This is a genomic window from Aquimarina sp. I32.4, assembly GCF_002924285.1.
GTDB lineage: Bacteria > Bacteroidota > Bacteroidia > Flavobacteriales > Flavobacteriaceae > Aquimarina.
Genome location: NZ_PGUB01000008.1, coordinates 1 through 16420, shown reverse-complemented (window position 1 = coordinate 16420; position 16420 = coordinate 1). Strand labels below are relative to the sequence as shown.

The window sequence follows — 16420 nt, the reverse complement described above, 5'->3', positions numbered from 1 at the left end:
ATTTTAATAATAAAATACTATCATAGCTTATGATAGCAGATTTGCACTAAATTAAAAAATCTGCCCCAGACTAAATAAAATAGATAATAAAAATGTTGTTAAAGCTATCTTTTTAAGTTCTGGGTCTAATAATTTAGGTACATTAGTCCCTACCACCTTTTTTATATGAATCAATAAAGGTATAAATGCTATTAAGAATAATAAATCTATATTGTTTTGATAGGTATAATAAAGGTAAATTAACATAGATAACATAGCAACCACTAATAAAGTATAATGGTATTTTCTTGCATGTGCAATCCCTAATTTTACAACTAGCGTATTTTTTCCTGCTTTCTTATCTCCTTGATAATCCCGCATATTATTTAAGTTAAGCACAGCTGTACTTAACACCCCAATAGTTATTGCTGGTAAAAACACATAAAAATTCAACTCTTTAGTAAACAAAAAGTAACATCCCACAACACTTACAAGTCCAAAAAAAATAAATACAAAAACATCTCCTAGTCCTCTATATCCATATGCAGAACTACCCATCGTATATTTTACTGCTGCTATTATTGCAGTAATACCTAATCCAAAAAATAATACAGAATAAAAAAAGTTCTCTTTCCCAAAGGATGCATATATAAGTGTAATCGCAAAAACTAGTGTTACAACAGCTGTAAAAACAATTCCTTTATACATTTCTTGCTTTGATATTGCACCACTCTGTAAAGCTCTTTTTGGTCCTACCCTATCTTCATTATCTGTTCCTTTCACTCCATCTCCATAATCATTAGCAAAATTTGATAAAATTTGCAATCCTAATGTAGTAGCAATAGCCAACCAAAAAATAGAGCTTCCTAAAAAATCTTGAAGTCCCAAAGCCGAACCAACTATAATTCCTGAAATCGATAACGGTAATGTTCTTAATCTAGCTGCAGAGATCCAAGCCTTAATTTTGATCATTTTTATAGTTTTGTCTTCAAAGGAACAGTATTTTTATAAAAAAATAAAAATTAATTCTATCAATTCTTCATATAATATAATCAGTATATCGTTCTTCCTTAATTAAACTGTGGTTTTTTTTGAATTTCATAAACATTACTTCTCTTATTTCTGAGAGAGATTTTATAGTTTAGCATTTTAAATCCCTAAATATCTATGAACACAAGTATGCGAATAATTCTTTTTTTTCTTTTTAGCCTTATTATTGGGTGTAAAAGTGATTCAGAAAAACAAAAAAGCGATTCAACCCAATCTAATGATATAAATAGTAGCAATAAACAGCTATCAAAAGAACTCCCTTTTGTGTGGGAAGGTGCCAATGTTTATTTTTTACTAACTGATAGGTTTAACAACGTAGACCCTAGTAATGATAAAGTATTAGGTAGAACAAAAAAAACAAGTAAGTTAAGAGGGTTTGAAGGAGGTGATATAAAAGGAATTACACAAAAAATTGAAGATGGGTATTTTAAAAAACTAGGTGTTAATGCTATCTGGATCACTCCTGTGGTAGAACAAATACATGGAAGCATAAATGAAGGAACAGGAAATACGTATGGTTTTCATGGATATTGGGCAAAAGACTGGACTAATATTGATCCTAATTATGGAACTCATAACGATTTAAAACTACTTGTAGACGTTGCACACAATAATGGTATAAGAATACTCATGGATGTTGTAATGAATCATACGGGCCCAGTAACAAAAGAAGATCCCGTATGGCCAGATAGTTGGGTACGTACTTCACCTCATTGTACATATAAAGATTATGAAACTACTATTAACTGTACTTTAGTCAAGAATTTACCTGATATCAAAACAGAGAGTAATGAAAATGTAAAGCTTCCTCAACTATTAATTGATAAATGGAAAGCTGAAGGTAGATTAGAGAAAGAGTTAGCAGAAATTGATGCTTTTTTTAATAACACAAAATTAAAAAGATCTCCAAAAAACTATATCATAAAATGGCTAACAGACTATGTTAGAGAATTAGGAATAGATGGATATAGAGTAGATACTGTAAAACATGTAGAAGAAGAAGCTTGGAGTATTCTTACCGAACAAGCTAAATTAGCTTTTAGAGAGTGGAAATCAAATAATCCTGAAAAAGTACTTGACGATAATGAATTCTATGTTCTAGGTGAATTATATGGATATAGTATTGATGGCAAAAGACATTATGACTTTGGCGATCGTAAAGTTGATTATTTTGCCAGAGGATTTGATAATATGATCAATTTTCAGTTTAAATACGATGCCGCAAAACTATCGTATGAAGAACTCTTCAGTAAATACAGTAAAACATTATACACTAGCCTCATTGGTAAAAGTATTATGAATTATATAAGCTCTCATGATGATGGGGAACCTTTTGATAAAAATAGAAGTAACACCTATGAATCTGCTACCAAATTATTACTAACACCTGGGGTATCACAAATATATTATGGTGATGAAGTGGCAAGACCTCTTATGATTGAGGAAGCAGAAGGAGATGCAACACTCAGATCAAATATGAACTGGGAAGCTATAAAAGAAGAAAATATAAAAGCATTATTGAGTCATTGGCAGAAATTAGGTGTTTTCAGAAAAAATCATCCTTCTATAGGAGCAGGAAAACACAAAATAATTTCAAAAAAACCTTATGTATTTTCAAGGAAATATAACATTAATGGTGTTTCAGATAAAGTAGTGATTGGACTAGATCTTGCTAAAGGAGAGAAAACAATTAAAATTGATTCTATTTTTCCTGAAGGAGCAATGCTAATTGATCAATATTCGGGCAAAAAAGTCAAAGTTATCAATAACTCTGTAAAAATTGATTCTAATTATGAAATTGCTCTTTTAGAACAAAAAAAATAAAACACAAAACACATTAAATCAAACAAATAAGCTAAAAACATGAAGTTACATCTATTTTCAGAAATGACCTAAGAAGAACTTACCTCCTTAGTATTAAGGAGGTAAGTGTTGGGGAAAACAAAAAAAGTAAGGGAAAAATTGTAATTGGAATACATGTCAAAGATAAAGAGGTTTGTCTCAAAATAGGTTACGGTTTTACCTCAAACTTTAGCTGGAATAATCTTACAAAAGCTACTAAATACTTATAAACAATTGATAATCAATATTTTAAGATAAAAATCAAAATAATGTTAAATTGTATTAAATAAAATAAAACCAATATTTATGCAAATAAATTCTCTGAATTGATTCTCCATAAAGCAGGAAAAATTTAAATTTGCAATCGTTAGTAGTTAATCATCCACATAATTTTACCCATTTGGAAAATAAAAAAGCAATCAAGTTAATTGATAAGATTCTGGAAGATCTTGATAAAACAGGTATTAATACAGATACACTTATTGAGGATCTCAAAAATTTAAGAACGTATGCTTTAGAACAGCAAGTTCCACTCGTAGTAAAAGTCCTTAGATTTACCTATGAACATATAGAACAAAACAATTCATTTCTTATACCAATTCCAGATGACGAACCTATAGAAGAAGGTACAGAAGTAGCCAATGAGACAACTATAGATCCTGTAGAAAGTCTTAAATACTTGGTTTCGCTTACAAAAAGTCTAAATAATAGAATGAATATATCTGATCTTAAAGAATACAGAGATGCATTAATGGAGTATTAAGTTCATTCTTAATGCGATTTTTATAGAAGCGCATTCTCAAATGGAATTGCGCTTTACTTTTTTCCTTATTATTTTCTTTCTCTAATCAATTAGAAAGAATATTGGAAATATAAAAAAGTCCCGAAATTTCGAGACTTTTTTTATATCATTTATCTTACCTATATAAGTTTATCGTCTTGCATCATAGATTCTAAATCGGACTCCTACCCTTGCATAAACATCAAAAAACTTACTATTAGTATCAGTAATATTATCTACAAAATCATTCATTACTCCAACTTCTGCAATGACATCAAACATCTCTCCTATCATTTGAGAAAACCCTACACCATATACCCCTCCAATAATTAGTTTCTCATAAGTTTCGTCTTCTAATTCGATTCCGTTTATTTCAAAATTTGTATTTACTCTAAAAGAAGGTCCTACATTGATAAAACCACGAAACCTATCTTTACCATCCCCCGTTAAATATCTAAATTTTGGGTTAAAACCAACTTGAAGGGTTTTTGCATCGCCTTGCCCTTCTATCTCACTATTACGTTGTAAAAGGTCTAAAGAAAATACAATACTAGTTCTGGCTCTCACCCCCATTACATATCCATATCCAGCATTAACATAAAAGCCAGTTCCTCCAGTAGTTTCTGTATTATCAAGGTTCAATTTAGAAAAAGTACCTCCAGCAGAAACTTCCCAACGATACTGACCATAAGAAGTAATAGAGATTACTGTAAATAAAACAAAGATTGCTATTTTTTTTGTCATTTTTTATTTTTTTGATTTGAGGTTGTTTTGCAACGAAAATACTAAAATTTAAAAAATGACCATAAAAAAACCTGCTTTAAGGCAGGTTTTTATACTATAAGTTATATTAAACCTTCTTATTTATGTAGAAAAGCTTGTTTCTGTAATAAGAAATCATCGCTTTCCTCTATATCTTCATCTGGAACACAACAATCCACAGGGCATACAGCTGCACATTGTGGCTCTTCATGAAAACCTTTACATTCAGTACATTTATCAGCGACGATAAAATATATCTCATCACTTACCGGCTCTTGTGCCTCATCGGCGTTCACATTTTTTCCACCAGGCAGGACAACATCTCCTTCAAGATCTGTTCCATCAGCATACCTCCAGTCATCTGCACCTTCATAAATTGCAGTATTTGGGCATTCTGGCTCACAAGCACCACAGTTTATACATTCATCTGTTATTATAATTGCCATAGCTCTTTTTTATTCTAAATTTGTAGCACAAAAATAACTCGTAAACTAGTGATAAACAAATAAGAGATGTTATTAAATGACCGTATCAAAGCTTTTTCTGAATTAGGAAAGTTCTTAAATCAATTCAAAAATACTGGTTATGAGAAAGTTAGCCGTATCCTTGCAAATGATGATTTTTTTGACAAGATGACAAATAAGATTACTTCTGCAGTACATCATAATGGATGGTTTACAGAAGAAAATGTTATTTTCTCTATTCAACAATGGAGTAATGCACTTACTCAAAACAACTTAACAGAATGGTTATCGTCTTATACTATAAAAGAAGTCGAGCCAAAAACAGTAGGTATTATCATGGCAGGAAATATACCATTAGTTGGTTTCCATGATTTTCTTTGTGTATTGATTTCTGGACATCATGTAATTGTAAAACAATCTTCTAATGATAATCAATTACTACCTTTTCTTGCTTCTTACCTAATTGCAATTGAACCTAGGTTTGAAAAATCAATAGTCTTTTCTTCTGAAAAATTTAAAAATTTTGATGCTATTATTGCCACAGGAAGTAATAATACTGCACGCTATTTTGAGTATTATTTTGGTAAAGTTCCTAATATTATTCGCAAAAACAGAAACTCTATTGCAATTCTTACAGGAACCGAAAGTAAAGAACAATTAAATGCTTTAGGAGAAGATATTTTTAGATATTATGGTTTAGGTTGTAGAAGTGTATCTAAATTAATGGTTCCTACAAGCTATAATTTTGATTCCTTTTTTGAAGCTATATACCCCTATCATGATATTATTAATGGTGCAAAATATGCGAATAATTATGATTATAATAAAGCTGTATATCTTATGAGTAATTATAAGTTACTAGAAAACGGTTTTCTAATGCTAAAAGAAGACACTAACTACGCATCTCCAATAGCTACAGTGTTTTACGAAACGTATGATTCAATAGATGTATTGAATCTAAAAATACAAAGTGATAAAGATAAGATACAATGTATTGTAGGTTCATCCTTGTCTTCAGAAAATATTGAATTCGGACAAACTCAGCAACCAAGCCTTTCAGATTATGCAGATGGTATTGATATAATTCAATTTTTAGCAAAAATTAATTAAATAATTTATCATTTTGATAACGAATATGTATCATATTATTAGCACCTTTGTCTTGTTTTTTCTAGGACTGTTTTAAAGTAAAGAAAAGACGATAAAACCATTCTATATTAACAACAATAAAACTACTGATGAAACTGACACAATTAAATTAATCATTGTATAAAATATATTGGATACATGATTTTAATTGTCAAAGATTCCATGTGGTTATTAAAAACAACAAACATTATCACATGAAAAAGCACAATTTTAGCGCTGGCCCTTGTATTTTACCACAAGAAGTATTTAAAGAAGCATCACAAGCAGTGTTAGATTTTAATAACTCGGGGCTTTCTATTCTAGAAATATCACATCGTAGCAAAGATTTTGTTGATGTTATGGAGGAAGCTCGTAGTCTTGCTCTAGAATTATTAGGCCTAGAAGGCAAAGGATACAAAGCTTTGTTTCTTCAAGGCGGAGCCAGCACTCAGTTTTTAATGACGGCCTATAATTTACTACAAACAAAAGCAGGTTACCTGAATACTGGAGCTTGGAGTGATAAAGCCCTTAAAGAAGCTAAGTTTTTTGGAGAAATCGTAGAAGTAGCTTCATCAAAGGATTCTAATTTTAATTTTATTCCTAAAGGGTTTGATATACCTAATGATCTAGATTATTTACACCTTACTAGTAATAATACTATCTACGGTACACAATTAAAAGAATTCCCTTCTGCTAATGCTCCTCTAGTATGTGATATGAGTAGTGATATATTCTCAAGGCAATTAGATTTTTCAAAATTTAGCATAATCTACGCAGGTGCACAAAAAAATATGGGACCTGCAGGAGCTACTTTGGTTATAATCAAAGAAGACATTCTTGGTAAAATAGAAAGACAAATTCCATCAATTCTGGATTATCAAGTACACATCAGTAAAGGAAGCATGTTTAATACACCTCCTGTATACTCTGTATATGTCTCTATGCTTACCATGAGATGGCTTAAAAAATTAGGTGGTATTGCTGCTATAGAAGAATTAAATGAAAAAAAATCAAAATTAATTTATTCTGAAATCGACCTCAATCCTCTTTTTCAAGGATTTGCTACCAAAGAAGACCGATCAAATATGAATGCAACTTTTACACTGGTAAATGAGGATCTCAAAGAAACTTTTGATACTATGTGGAAAGAAGCAGAAATTAATGGTATTAATGGTCATAGAAGCATTGGAGGGTATAGAGCCAGTATGTATAACGCAATGACTCTAGAAAGCGTAGCCACACTTGTTGATGTAATGGGTGATCTAGAACGAAAAGCATAACCAATATAGATGTAAAACTAAAAACTTAAGATTTATTATAATGAAAGTATTAGCAAACGACGGGGTATCTCAAAGTGGTATTGAAGCTTTAGAAAATAAGGGATTCAAAGTTTTGACAACAACCGTAGCTCAAGATCAACTAGTTAGTTATATTAACGAAAACGAAATTAATGTATTACTGGTTCGTAGTGCCACCAAAGTAAGAACCGATATTATTGACAATTGCCCTTCTCTCAAAATTATTGGTCGTGGAGGTGTAGGAATGGATAATATAGATGTAGCTTATGCTCGCGAAAAAGGACTACATGTAATAAATACTCCTGCGGCTTCTTCTGGCTCTGTAGCTGAGTTAGTTTTTGCTCATTTATACGGAAGTGTACGATTTTTACATGACTCTAATCGTAATATGCCTCTAGAAGGTGATAGCAAATTCAAAAATCTTAAAAAAGCCTATGGCTCTGGTATAGAACTTAGAGGTAAAACTCTTGGAGTTATTGGCATCGGACGTATTGGTCAAGCTACTGCAAGAATAGCTATCGGAGTAGGCATGAATGTTATTGCATATGATCCGTTTATTGATGAGATAGAAATCCCTATTGACTTTTTTGACGGACAATCTTTGAATTTCAAAATTAAAACGATTTCTAAAGAAGAAGTACTTAAAAATTCAGACTTTTTTACACTGCATGTACCTGCACAAAAAGAGTACGTTATCGGAAAACCTGAAATTGAGCAGATGAAAGATGGTGCTGGAATCATTAATGCTGCACGAGGTGGCGTAATTGATGAAGTAGCATTGGTAGATGCTTTAGAAAAAGGAAAACTTGGTTTTGCAGGACTTGATGTATTTGAAAATGAACCTAATCCTGCAATCAAAGTATTAATGAATAGCAAAATATCTTTGACACCACATATTGGTGCAGCCACAGGTGAAGCTCAAGATCGTATTGGTCAAGAACTAGCAGATCAAATTATAGATATTCTGAATTAATTATAAAAACTAACTGTATAGTAAAACGTCATCTCCATTACGGAAATGACGTTTTTTTATACTTTTTACCTTATAAAATTGCATTTCATCCTATTTTAATCAAAATAAAATGACTTCAAATTCTGAATTTTAATATTAAAAATGTAAATTTAAATTCATTAAAAAAAATATATTTTACTATGTCAGGAATTTTAGAACTTTTGAATAGCCCAGTAGGTAAACAAATTATCAACGGTGTAAGTTCACAAACAGGACAATCTGAGGATAAAACTGGAAGTTTATTAAGTATGGCTATGCCTGTATTAATGGGAGCAATGCAAAAAAATGCAGCAACTCCAGAAGGGGCTTCAGGTTTATTAGGAGCTATTACTGGTAAACATAGCGGAGGAATATTGGATAACCTAGGAGGTTTATTTGAAGGTGGTGTTGACCAAAGTGTTACTAATGATGGTGCTGGTATCCTTGGCCATATCTTAGGAGGTAAACAACCTGCCGTAGAAAATGCACTAAGTCAAAAATCAGGTATTGATGCAGGTTCTGTTGCTCAAATACTAAAAGTAGCTGCCCCAATCCTTATGGGAGTTCTTGGTAAACAAGCGCAACAAAACAATGTAACAGATACCAACGGATTAACTGGTTTATTAGGAAATCTTTCTGGTGGAGCTAAAGGATCACAACAACAATCATTAATAGAATCTTTTCTAGATGCAGATGGTGATGGAAGTATCCTTGATGATGTTGCTGGTATGTTGTTGAGTAATAGTGGAGGCAAAAAAGGCGGATTAGGTGGACTCCTAGGTGGGCTTTTTGGAAAATAATCTAAACTTCTTCTAATTTTTATAATTAGAAATTGTAAAAAATTAGGGCTTACAGAAGTATTAAAACTTTGGTAAGCCTTTTTTTTGTGAATTCCCTTATCTATTAATATTGCTATGAGAAAATTGTTGTTTTTTTGTAATATTCATTTGTTACATCCATGGTATTTCACAAATTGATGCAGATGTACTATTAGTACTACCAAGAGCTACTACAGCAGATATTAATAGTATATCAACTATAACAATAAAAGAAGGAGCATTGATATTTGATACTGATAAAAAAAGGTGTTTGAATTTAATGGTACTATACTTACTGTACTGTACTATATTCTACTTCTAATAATCAATTTTCTTTTGGTACCCGACGAGCTGGAGTAGTCTATTCATATTAATTAGACCATTTTGACTCTGGTATTTGCCGTAGCAATCCTGTAAGACATGCATCTAACACTAATAATCAATGGCAACAATTTTCATTTATTCGTACAAATATTACCCAAACGATAAGGCGATCAGGAACTATACTCAGAACTGGTAATTATACGCTGGGCCTTTGTACTGCAATGGTGCTGGAATTCTCTATTCAAATGGATACAATCAAGAATTTGCTACAAATCGATTTACAGAATTAATTATGTATCGTATGGATATAAATCTCACAGAGATTCATGAAATTGAAGAAAGTCAAATCAATTTTTTGAATTTATAATCACCTGCCACATAATTTACTTCCGTCACTAGATTTTATAATTTCTACAACATAATCGCATTCTTTTTTTGAATATCTTTATAAGATCGATTAAAAAAAGCTCCTAATCAAAGTATTGGCTTCCTTTTTTGACATCTATATATCCGAATATCAATCATTAAAACCTAAGAAATACTTTTAACAGTATTCTATCTGATCTGATTTCAAAAACGATATATCACAACAAATGAAAAATTTAATATATATATTATTTATAGGCATAGTACTCTATAGTTGTACCTCTACAAAAAATAGAAATATAAATGCAACTTCTACAAATACTAAATCTGATACAATAAGAATTGCTAATGATAGCTTAGAATATGAAATTCTAATAATAGAACCTGGGTTTAATTCTTGGATAGTCACACAAAGGCCAAGAGGCTTTTATTCTGAACGGTTTTTAGAAACCAGAAATAATTTATATGTTACTCAATATAATCAAAGAGTGTTACAACCTTTACGATTTGATCCTAACCTATATGTTCAGCAAATAAACTATGATTCTTTTACTCATTATGGATATGAAGTAAATTATCTTCTCTATAATTACTTCTTATATTTTGAGCAGCGATATAAGCAACGCTTTATTGTCTCCAGAAGAGGTTCATTTTGATTTTAATCGTATTTTTGTACTATGCGAAAATTTAAGAAACGTTGGGAAATAAAATATAACTGGCAACTCATTTTTCCTATATTAGGCATTATAAGTCTATTCTTTTCTTCATATTTAATCAGCAAATATATGCTGAACACACTTCCAATAAACCAAACAGATAGTATCTATATCGGAACACTATCTGCCTTGATGCTTTTTGCTTTTTTTTTACTTCTCTATATTACATTAAAACTTTTTAAAATTCTTGAAAAAAAATGGGCTATTACTTACCGATGGGAACTTATTGCTATTTTTATAGCTTTTGCTATAACAGGTTCTACCTCGGCGCGTATTTCTGATCCGATACTAACTCTTATAGGGCTAGCACAAGAAACCACAAATGGTTGGATTTATTGGCCATTAAGAATATTACTTATATTCCCTGTATATCAAGTATTATTACTTATAGTAGGATGGCTTTTTGGTCAATTTAAGTTCTTCTGGGGTTTTGAGAAAAAAATGCTTAGTAGAATGGGGCTTGCTCGTTTTTTTAAAGATTAAGACACATCAATATCAATAATATCTTTTACTTTTTCTTTTTTGACAACGTAAGTGTACACCCACATAATTGTAAATGTTGGTATTACATCTAAGCCAGGTAATGCTTCTTCTACAAGTGTAAATACACCAGCAGCTTTTCCTACATTGCCTTTATACATTCTAGTCATCAGCCAACCAGCCAATGGTGCCCATACTACATCTCCAAACTCACCAATGCCTGGGAATAAATAAGTTACCATTCCGAGTCCATCAAAAAGAATACTCAGTCCTAATTTTTTGTATTTGTCTTTTACCATAGTTAAATAGTTAAGGGATTAATATACTATGATTAGAGCAAAGAGTATTCCAAAAATATATTATGTTAAATCGGCAGTAATTAATCTTAAAAATTCTGATCTAGTTTCTATTTTTTCAAATTGCCCTCTAAAACCTGAGGTAGTAGTCACAGAATTCTGTTTTTGTACACCTCGCATCATCATACACATATGAGAAGCTTCTATAACAACAGCAACTCCTTTTGGTTTTAGGGTTGTATTAATACATTCAAGAATATCATGAGTCAATCTTTCTTGTACCTGTAAACGTCTGGCAAATACATCTACAATTCTTGGTAATTTACTAAGCCCTACAATGTAACCATTAGGAATATAAGCTATATGGGCTTTTCCAAAAAATGGTAACATATGATGCTCACACAATGAATATAGTTCTATATCTTTTACAATAACCATATCATCATAATCTTCTTTAAACATTGCCCCTTTTAGTATTTCGGTAGGATCTTGATGGTATCCTTGAGTAAGAAACTGCATCGCTTTTGCTGCACGTTCAGGGGTTTTCACAATACCTTCTCGTGTTGTATCTTCTCCTAAATCTTTTATAATTGACTCAAATTTTTCTTTAACTCCTTCAGTTACTTCTATATTATACTCTTCAAAATTCTTATACGGCATAGCAATTAATTCTGTATTTCTTTTTTCAATTTATTTTTAAAGGTACTATTTAATTTCTTAAGTTTTGGGTTGATCACAAATTGGCAATACCCTTGATCACTATTTTGATTATAGTAATCTTGATGATGTGTTTCTGCCTTATAAAAATTCTCGAATCTAGCTATTTGTGTTACAATAGGTTGATCAAAAATTTTCTCTTCTTCCAAAACTACAATAAGTTCCTCTGCTATTTTTTGTTGCCGCTCATCTGTATAAAAAATAGCACTTCGGTAGTGAGTTCCACGATCCGCTCCTTGACGATTGAGTGTCGTAGGGTCATGAGTCGCAAAAAATATTTCTAATAATTCTTTATAACTAATACAAGTAGTATCAAACTCTATTTTAACGGCCTCTGCATGACCAGTTCTTTCTGTAGTAACTTCTCTATAAGCTGGATTTTTAATAGTTCCTCCAGTAAATCCAGAAGTGACCACTTCAACTCCTTCTATTCTTTGAAAAACAGCTTCTGTACACCAGAAACACCCTCCAGCCAGTACAGCCACCTCTAACTTAGTATCCTTCATAACAACACATTAACATTTTTTAACAAAAATACCCATAAGAATAAGGTATTTTCCCTATTTTAACTTTTTATTAGCACGACATCTTACATTACAAGCATAGTTTTACAAATAATACAAAAAAGTAAGTTTTTTATTACATGTTTATGGTTATACAATTACGCAAAAAAAAATTTGTTACATTTTTGCTACTCCTTTCTCTATGCTCTTTTGCGCAAGAAAGAAAAGAAATTATTGCGAAAAGAATAAGTAATCCTCCAAAAATTGATGGTATCTTAGATGATACTGTATGGCAAACATTACCTGCTCACGGTGAATTTAAAATGTGGAGACCTGGTAATGAAGGTGAAATCCCTAAAGATTTACAAACCGAAGTAAAAATGGCCTATGACAACAAAGCCGTTTATTTTGGTGTTTATTTACATGATAAACAACCTGAAAATATCCTACGTCAATTTAGTCAAAGAGATGATATATTTGTGCAGGCAGATTTTTTTAGTATAGCAATTAACACCTATAATGATGGGGTTAATGAAACTAGGTTTTTTATTACTAGTGCAGGTACTATAGGTGATGCAAGAGCTGATCAATTTAATCAAGATTTTAGTTATAATGTTGTTTTTGATGCTAAAGTATCTTTTGATGATAAAGGATGGTACGCAGAATTCAAAATACCTTATAATGCATTGCGATTTCCTGAAGTAGACATACAAGATTGGAGTATTAATTTTTTCAGAAGATCTTTGAGTAGAAATCAAACATATACTTGGAATTTTATAGATAATAGCAAAGGGCAACGTACACAGTATAATGGATTAGTAAAAGGGGTACATAATATCGATCCCCCAACAAGGCTTACATTCTTTCCTTTTATACAAGGTCTTGTTTCTCATACTGATAAAAAAAATAAAGCTGATTTTAGTGCAGGAATGGATGTAAAGTATGGATTGAGTGATGGTTTTACGCTTGATGCTACTCTTATCCCTGATTTTGGCCAAGCAGCTTTTGATGAAGTTCGCCTTAACCTTGGACCTTTTGAACAAACTTTTAGAGAAAATAGACAATTCTTTACTGAAGGTACAGAATTATTTAATAAAGGTAATGCATTCTTTTCAAGAAGAATCGGGGGGAAACCTTCTAAATCAATATCAGATGATGATCTAGCTACTCATGAGGTGGCAGAAGACGCTCCTTCTAAAATAAATTTGCTTAATGCACTAAAAGTTTCTGGAAGAACTAGTGGTAAATTAGGTATTGGATTCTTGAATGCTATTACAGAAAAAACAGAAATACAGATTACAGATACTATTACAGGAGCACATCGAAAAGAAACAGTAGAACCACTAACTAATTATAACGTTTTTGTACTAGATCAGCAATTTAACAATAACTCCTCTGTATCATTGATAAATACAAATGTAACTCGAGAAGGAAGTGATTTTAGAAATGGAAACGTAACTGGATTAGTTTGGAATCTTACCAACAAATCTAATTCCTATCGACTTACAGGAAGATCAATGGTGAGTCAGGTAAATTTACCTAAAGATAACATAGGTGGTTTTGCTTCTGAACTAGATTTTGATCGCATCAAAGGTAAATTTAGATATGGGTTTGGGCATGATCTATCAAATACAACCTATGATATAAATGATCTTGGGGTAAATTTTAGAAATAATTTTAATAATTTCAGAATAAATGCCTCATATCAAATTTTTGAACCCAAAGGATGGTTCAATAATTATAGAGTTAATATTTTTACACGACACCGTAGATTATATAGTCCTAACATTCAAACACAAAATAGCCTTGGTGCTGATTGGTTTTTTATGGCTAGAAATCGATTTGCTTTTGGAGGAAATACTGTTTACAATTCAAAAAATAAAAATTATTTTGAACCAAGAGTAAAAGGAAGGTTTGTAACTTTTAATCCCAGCCTTGGTGGAAGAATGTTTATTTCATCTGATTATAGAAAAAAATTTGCATATGATGTTAGTGTTGGAACAAGACAATGGTTTGATGACCCTCAAAAAATCTATAGAATAGAGGTTTCTCCCAGATATCGATTTTCTGATAAATTATTGCTTATATGGCGATCAGAATACTTCTATCGCCCTGATAATTTTGGATATGTTGATGATAATGGAACCGATGTTTTTCTAGGGAAACGAGATGTAGTTTCTTTAGAAAATTCCTTAAATGCTAGTTATAATTTTGATCCATATAAATCGATAAGCTTGCGATTCAGAAACTTTTGGAGTACAGCAGATTATACAGATAATGTGTTTTATCTTCTCAATGAAGATGGTTCCAAATCTCAAACTGATTATGATATTTCTGATGACGATCCAAATAGAAATTTTAATATCTGGAATATTGATTTAAGTTTCAATTGGAGGTTTGCACCTGGTAGTGAGGCTACCCTACTCTATCGCAATCAAATTTTTAATGAGGATAAGTTGTCCACACTAGATTACGGTCAAAGTTTAGACAATTTATTTACGCAACAAATACAACATACACTCTCATTAAGAATCGTATATTTCTTGGATGTGAATAATTTAAAACGTTCTTCTAAAGGATAATCTTGGGGATTCTGATGATATTGATTACTTTCACTGCATCAAGTATAGAAAGTAAATGATTAAAGCAACAAATATTCATAAAAACTACGGAGATTTACACGTCCTCAAAGGTGTAGATCTTCATATAAAAAAAGGAGAAATTGTATCTATCGTTGGTGCTTCTGGTGCGGGAAAAACAACACTCTTACAGATCCTTGGCACATTAGACAATCCTAATAACGACAAAAATGATTCATCATTAACAATTAATGAATCAGATATTTTTGAGCTTCAAAAAGAAGAATCAAAAATTCATAAATTAAAAAGCTCTTCTCTTATTATACCTTTCTTCAGAGTAGTTTATTTGGGCTTTGTTATTTTTTGTGTATTCCTTTTTCCTGATATGGTTGATACCTATCTTAGAAATGCTATTAAAATTTCATTAATTATAGTTCCTTTATTAATTTTTGGTATTTCTCGACTTTTTCTTAAAAAAAAGAAAAAAGGAGTCAACCTTTCTTCTTTTAGAAATACAAATTTGGGGTTCATATTTCAATTTCATCAATTATTACCTGAGTTTACAGCCTTAGAGAATGTATGCATTCCTGCATTTATAAAAAAAACACCAAAAGATAAAGCAGAAAAACGAGCTAAAGAACTTTTGGATTTTCTTGGGTTATCTCATCGATATAATCATAAACCCAACGAACTTTCTGGGGGAGAACAGCAACGAGTTGCAGTAGCTAGAGCACTTATCAATAATCCAAAAGTCATTTTTGCCGATGAACCATCTGGTAATTTAGATAGTGAAGCTGCAGAAAATTTACATCAGTTATTTTTTAAACTTAGAGATCAATTTGGGCAAACTTTTGTCATTGTTACTCATAATCGTGAGCTTGCAGATATGGCAGATAGAAAACTCGTAATGGTAGATGGTAAAATTGTAACAAAATTGTCAGAAAAATAAATTAAAACTGAACCACTATGGACTTAAAGTCCATAGGTTCGGGCTGGTAACTAAAAGTTACCCCATGGTCATTTCTCAATTATAAAATTCGTTGCATTACCATCATCTGGTCTGCCATGATGTTCCAAATACTCATTAACCATTGCATCTGTAATATTACCTGTACTCCAAAAACCATATCCTATACCCCAAAAATGCCTACCCCAATATTTCTTCTCTAGCTCAGGAAATTCTTGCTGAAGCTTGCGAGAACTTCTTCCTTTTAATTTCTTAACCAAATCACTTATACAATTTACGGATATTAACTTCGCATAAATGCGTCTAAGTAGTGATGATTACTTACTATAGATTTTATAAGTTCATTACTCATACTTTCT

General features: G+C 31.4%; 17 protein-coding genes and 1 pseudogene. 11 read left to right on the top strand and 7 right to left on the bottom strand.

Annotated features, from left to right (window positions below; all coding sequences use genetic code 11):
- Window positions 1–51 precede the first annotated feature (51 nt).
- Complete coding sequence (gene menA / locus CVD18_RS02900) at window positions 52–951, bottom strand: 1,4-dihydroxy-2-naphthoate octaprenyltransferase (RefSeq protein WP_103863941.1); 900 nt, start codon at window positions 949–951, stop codon at window positions 52–54.
- Window positions 952–1158: 207 nt separating this feature from the next.
- Here menA and CVD18_RS02895 point away from each other — a divergent pair, with 207 nt between their 5' ends.
- A complete protein-coding gene (locus CVD18_RS02895; RefSeq protein ID WP_103863996.1) occupies window positions 1159–2853 on the top strand; it encodes an alpha-amylase family glycosyl hydrolase in 1695 nt (564 codons plus the stop codon).
- Between the two features lie 418 nt (window positions 2854–3271).
- A complete protein-coding gene (locus CVD18_RS02890; RefSeq protein WP_103863940.1) occupies window positions 3272–3634 on the top strand; it encodes a hypothetical protein in 363 nt (120 codons plus the stop codon).
- A gap of 168 nt (window positions 3635–3802) precedes the next feature.
- Here the strand turns inward: CVD18_RS02890 and CVD18_RS02885 are convergent, their stop codons facing one another.
- Together CVD18_RS02885 and CVD18_RS02880 are read right to left on the bottom strand one after the other, a co-directional pair.
- Window positions 3803–4396 (bottom strand): outer membrane beta-barrel protein, encoded by a 594-nt coding sequence (locus CVD18_RS02885; RefSeq protein ID WP_103863939.1) that lies wholly within the window; start codon window positions 4394–4396, stop codon window positions 3803–3805.
- A 116-nt stretch (window positions 4397–4512) separates the two neighbouring features.
- On the bottom strand, window positions 4513–4860 hold the full coding sequence (locus CVD18_RS02880) for a 4Fe-4S dicluster domain-containing protein (protein WP_103863938.1): 348 nt from the start codon (window positions 4858–4860) through the stop codon (window positions 4513–4515).
- A 66-nt stretch (window positions 4861–4926) separates the two neighbouring features.
- Here CVD18_RS02880 and CVD18_RS02875 point away from each other — a divergent pair, with 66 nt between their 5' ends.
- The 7 genes from CVD18_RS02875 to CVD18_RS02850 all read left to right on the top strand — a co-directional run bounded on the left by CVD18_RS02875 (window position 4927) and on the right by CVD18_RS02850 (window position 11002).
- Window positions 4927–5988 (top strand): acyl-CoA reductase, encoded by a 1062-nt coding sequence (locus CVD18_RS02875; RefSeq protein WP_103863937.1) that lies wholly within the window; start codon window positions 4927–4929, stop codon window positions 5986–5988.
- Between the two features lie 233 nt (window positions 5989–6221).
- The gene (gene serC / locus CVD18_RS02870; RefSeq protein ID WP_103863936.1) at window positions 6222–7286 is read left to right on the top strand and encodes a 3-phosphoserine/phosphohydroxythreonine transaminase; all 1065 of its coding nucleotides are present in this window, start codon (window positions 6222–6224) and stop codon (window positions 7284–7286) included.
- 40 nt (window positions 7287–7326) lie between these two features.
- The gene (locus CVD18_RS02865; protein ID WP_103863935.1) at window positions 7327–8277 is read left to right on the top strand and encodes a D-2-hydroxyacid dehydrogenase; all 951 of its coding nucleotides are present in this window, start codon (window positions 7327–7329) and stop codon (window positions 8275–8277) included.
- 179 nt (window positions 8278–8456) lie between these two features.
- Window positions 8457–9095, top strand: a complete 639-nt coding sequence (locus tag CVD18_RS02860; RefSeq protein ID WP_103863934.1) for a DUF937 domain-containing protein — start codon at window positions 8457–8459, stop codon at window positions 9093–9095.
- Between the two features lie 553 nt (window positions 9096–9648).
- Window positions 9649–9804, top strand: coding sequence for a hypothetical protein (locus CVD18_RS22480; RefSeq protein ID WP_158250379.1), 156 nt, complete (start codon window positions 9649–9651; stop codon window positions 9802–9804).
- 226 nt (window positions 9805–10030) lie between these two features.
- On the top strand, window positions 10031–10459 hold the full coding sequence (locus CVD18_RS02855; RefSeq protein ID WP_103863933.1) for a DUF6146 family protein: 429 nt from the start codon (window positions 10031–10033) through the stop codon (window positions 10457–10459).
- 129 nt (window positions 10460–10588) lie between these two features.
- The gene (locus CVD18_RS02850) at window positions 10589–11002 is read left to right on the top strand and encodes a DUF6787 family protein (RefSeq protein ID WP_369858575.1); all 414 of its coding nucleotides are present in this window, start codon (window positions 10589–10591) and stop codon (window positions 11000–11002) included.
- Here the strand turns inward: CVD18_RS02850 and CVD18_RS02845 are convergent.
- The 3 genes from CVD18_RS02845 to msrA are packed head-to-tail and all read right to left on the bottom strand — an operon-like array spanning window position 10999 to window position 12518.
- Window positions 10999–11298 (bottom strand): hypothetical protein, encoded by a 300-nt coding sequence (locus tag CVD18_RS02845; protein ID WP_103863931.1) that lies wholly within the window; start codon window positions 11296–11298, stop codon window positions 10999–11001. The two genes, CVD18_RS02850 and CVD18_RS02845, sit on opposite strands and share 4 nt — an antisense overlap.
- A gap of 60 nt (window positions 11299–11358) precedes the next feature.
- Window positions 11359–11955 carry a GTP cyclohydrolase I FolE gene (folE, locus tag CVD18_RS02840; RefSeq protein WP_103863930.1) on the bottom strand — a complete coding sequence of 199 codons (597 nt, stop codon included), beginning with the start codon at window positions 11953–11955 and terminating at the stop codon, window positions 11359–11361.
- 5 nt (window positions 11956–11960) lie between these two features.
- Window positions 11961–12518 carry a peptide-methionine (S)-S-oxide reductase MsrA gene (gene msrA, locus CVD18_RS02835; RefSeq protein ID WP_103863929.1) on the bottom strand — a complete coding sequence of 186 codons (558 nt, stop codon included), beginning with the start codon at window positions 12516–12518 and terminating at the stop codon, window positions 11961–11963.
- Between the two features lie 182 nt (window positions 12519–12700).
- Between msrA and CVD18_RS02830 the strand changes: the two genes are divergently transcribed.
- Window positions 12701–15097, top strand: a complete 2397-nt coding sequence (locus tag CVD18_RS02830; protein ID WP_233194452.1) for a DUF5916 domain-containing protein — start codon at window positions 12701–12703, stop codon at window positions 15095–15097.
- Between the two features lie 55 nt (window positions 15098–15152).
- Complete coding sequence (locus CVD18_RS02825; protein WP_103863928.1) at window positions 15153–16043, top strand: ABC transporter ATP-binding protein; 891 nt, start codon at window positions 15153–15155, stop codon at window positions 16041–16043.
- A gap of 68 nt (window positions 16044–16111) precedes the next feature.
- Here the strand turns inward: CVD18_RS02825 and CVD18_RS02820 are convergent.
- Window positions 16112–16330 (bottom strand): annotated as a pseudogene (locus CVD18_RS02820) (transposase); the annotation flags it as partial.
- Between the last annotated feature and the right edge of the window lie 90 nt (window positions 16331–16420).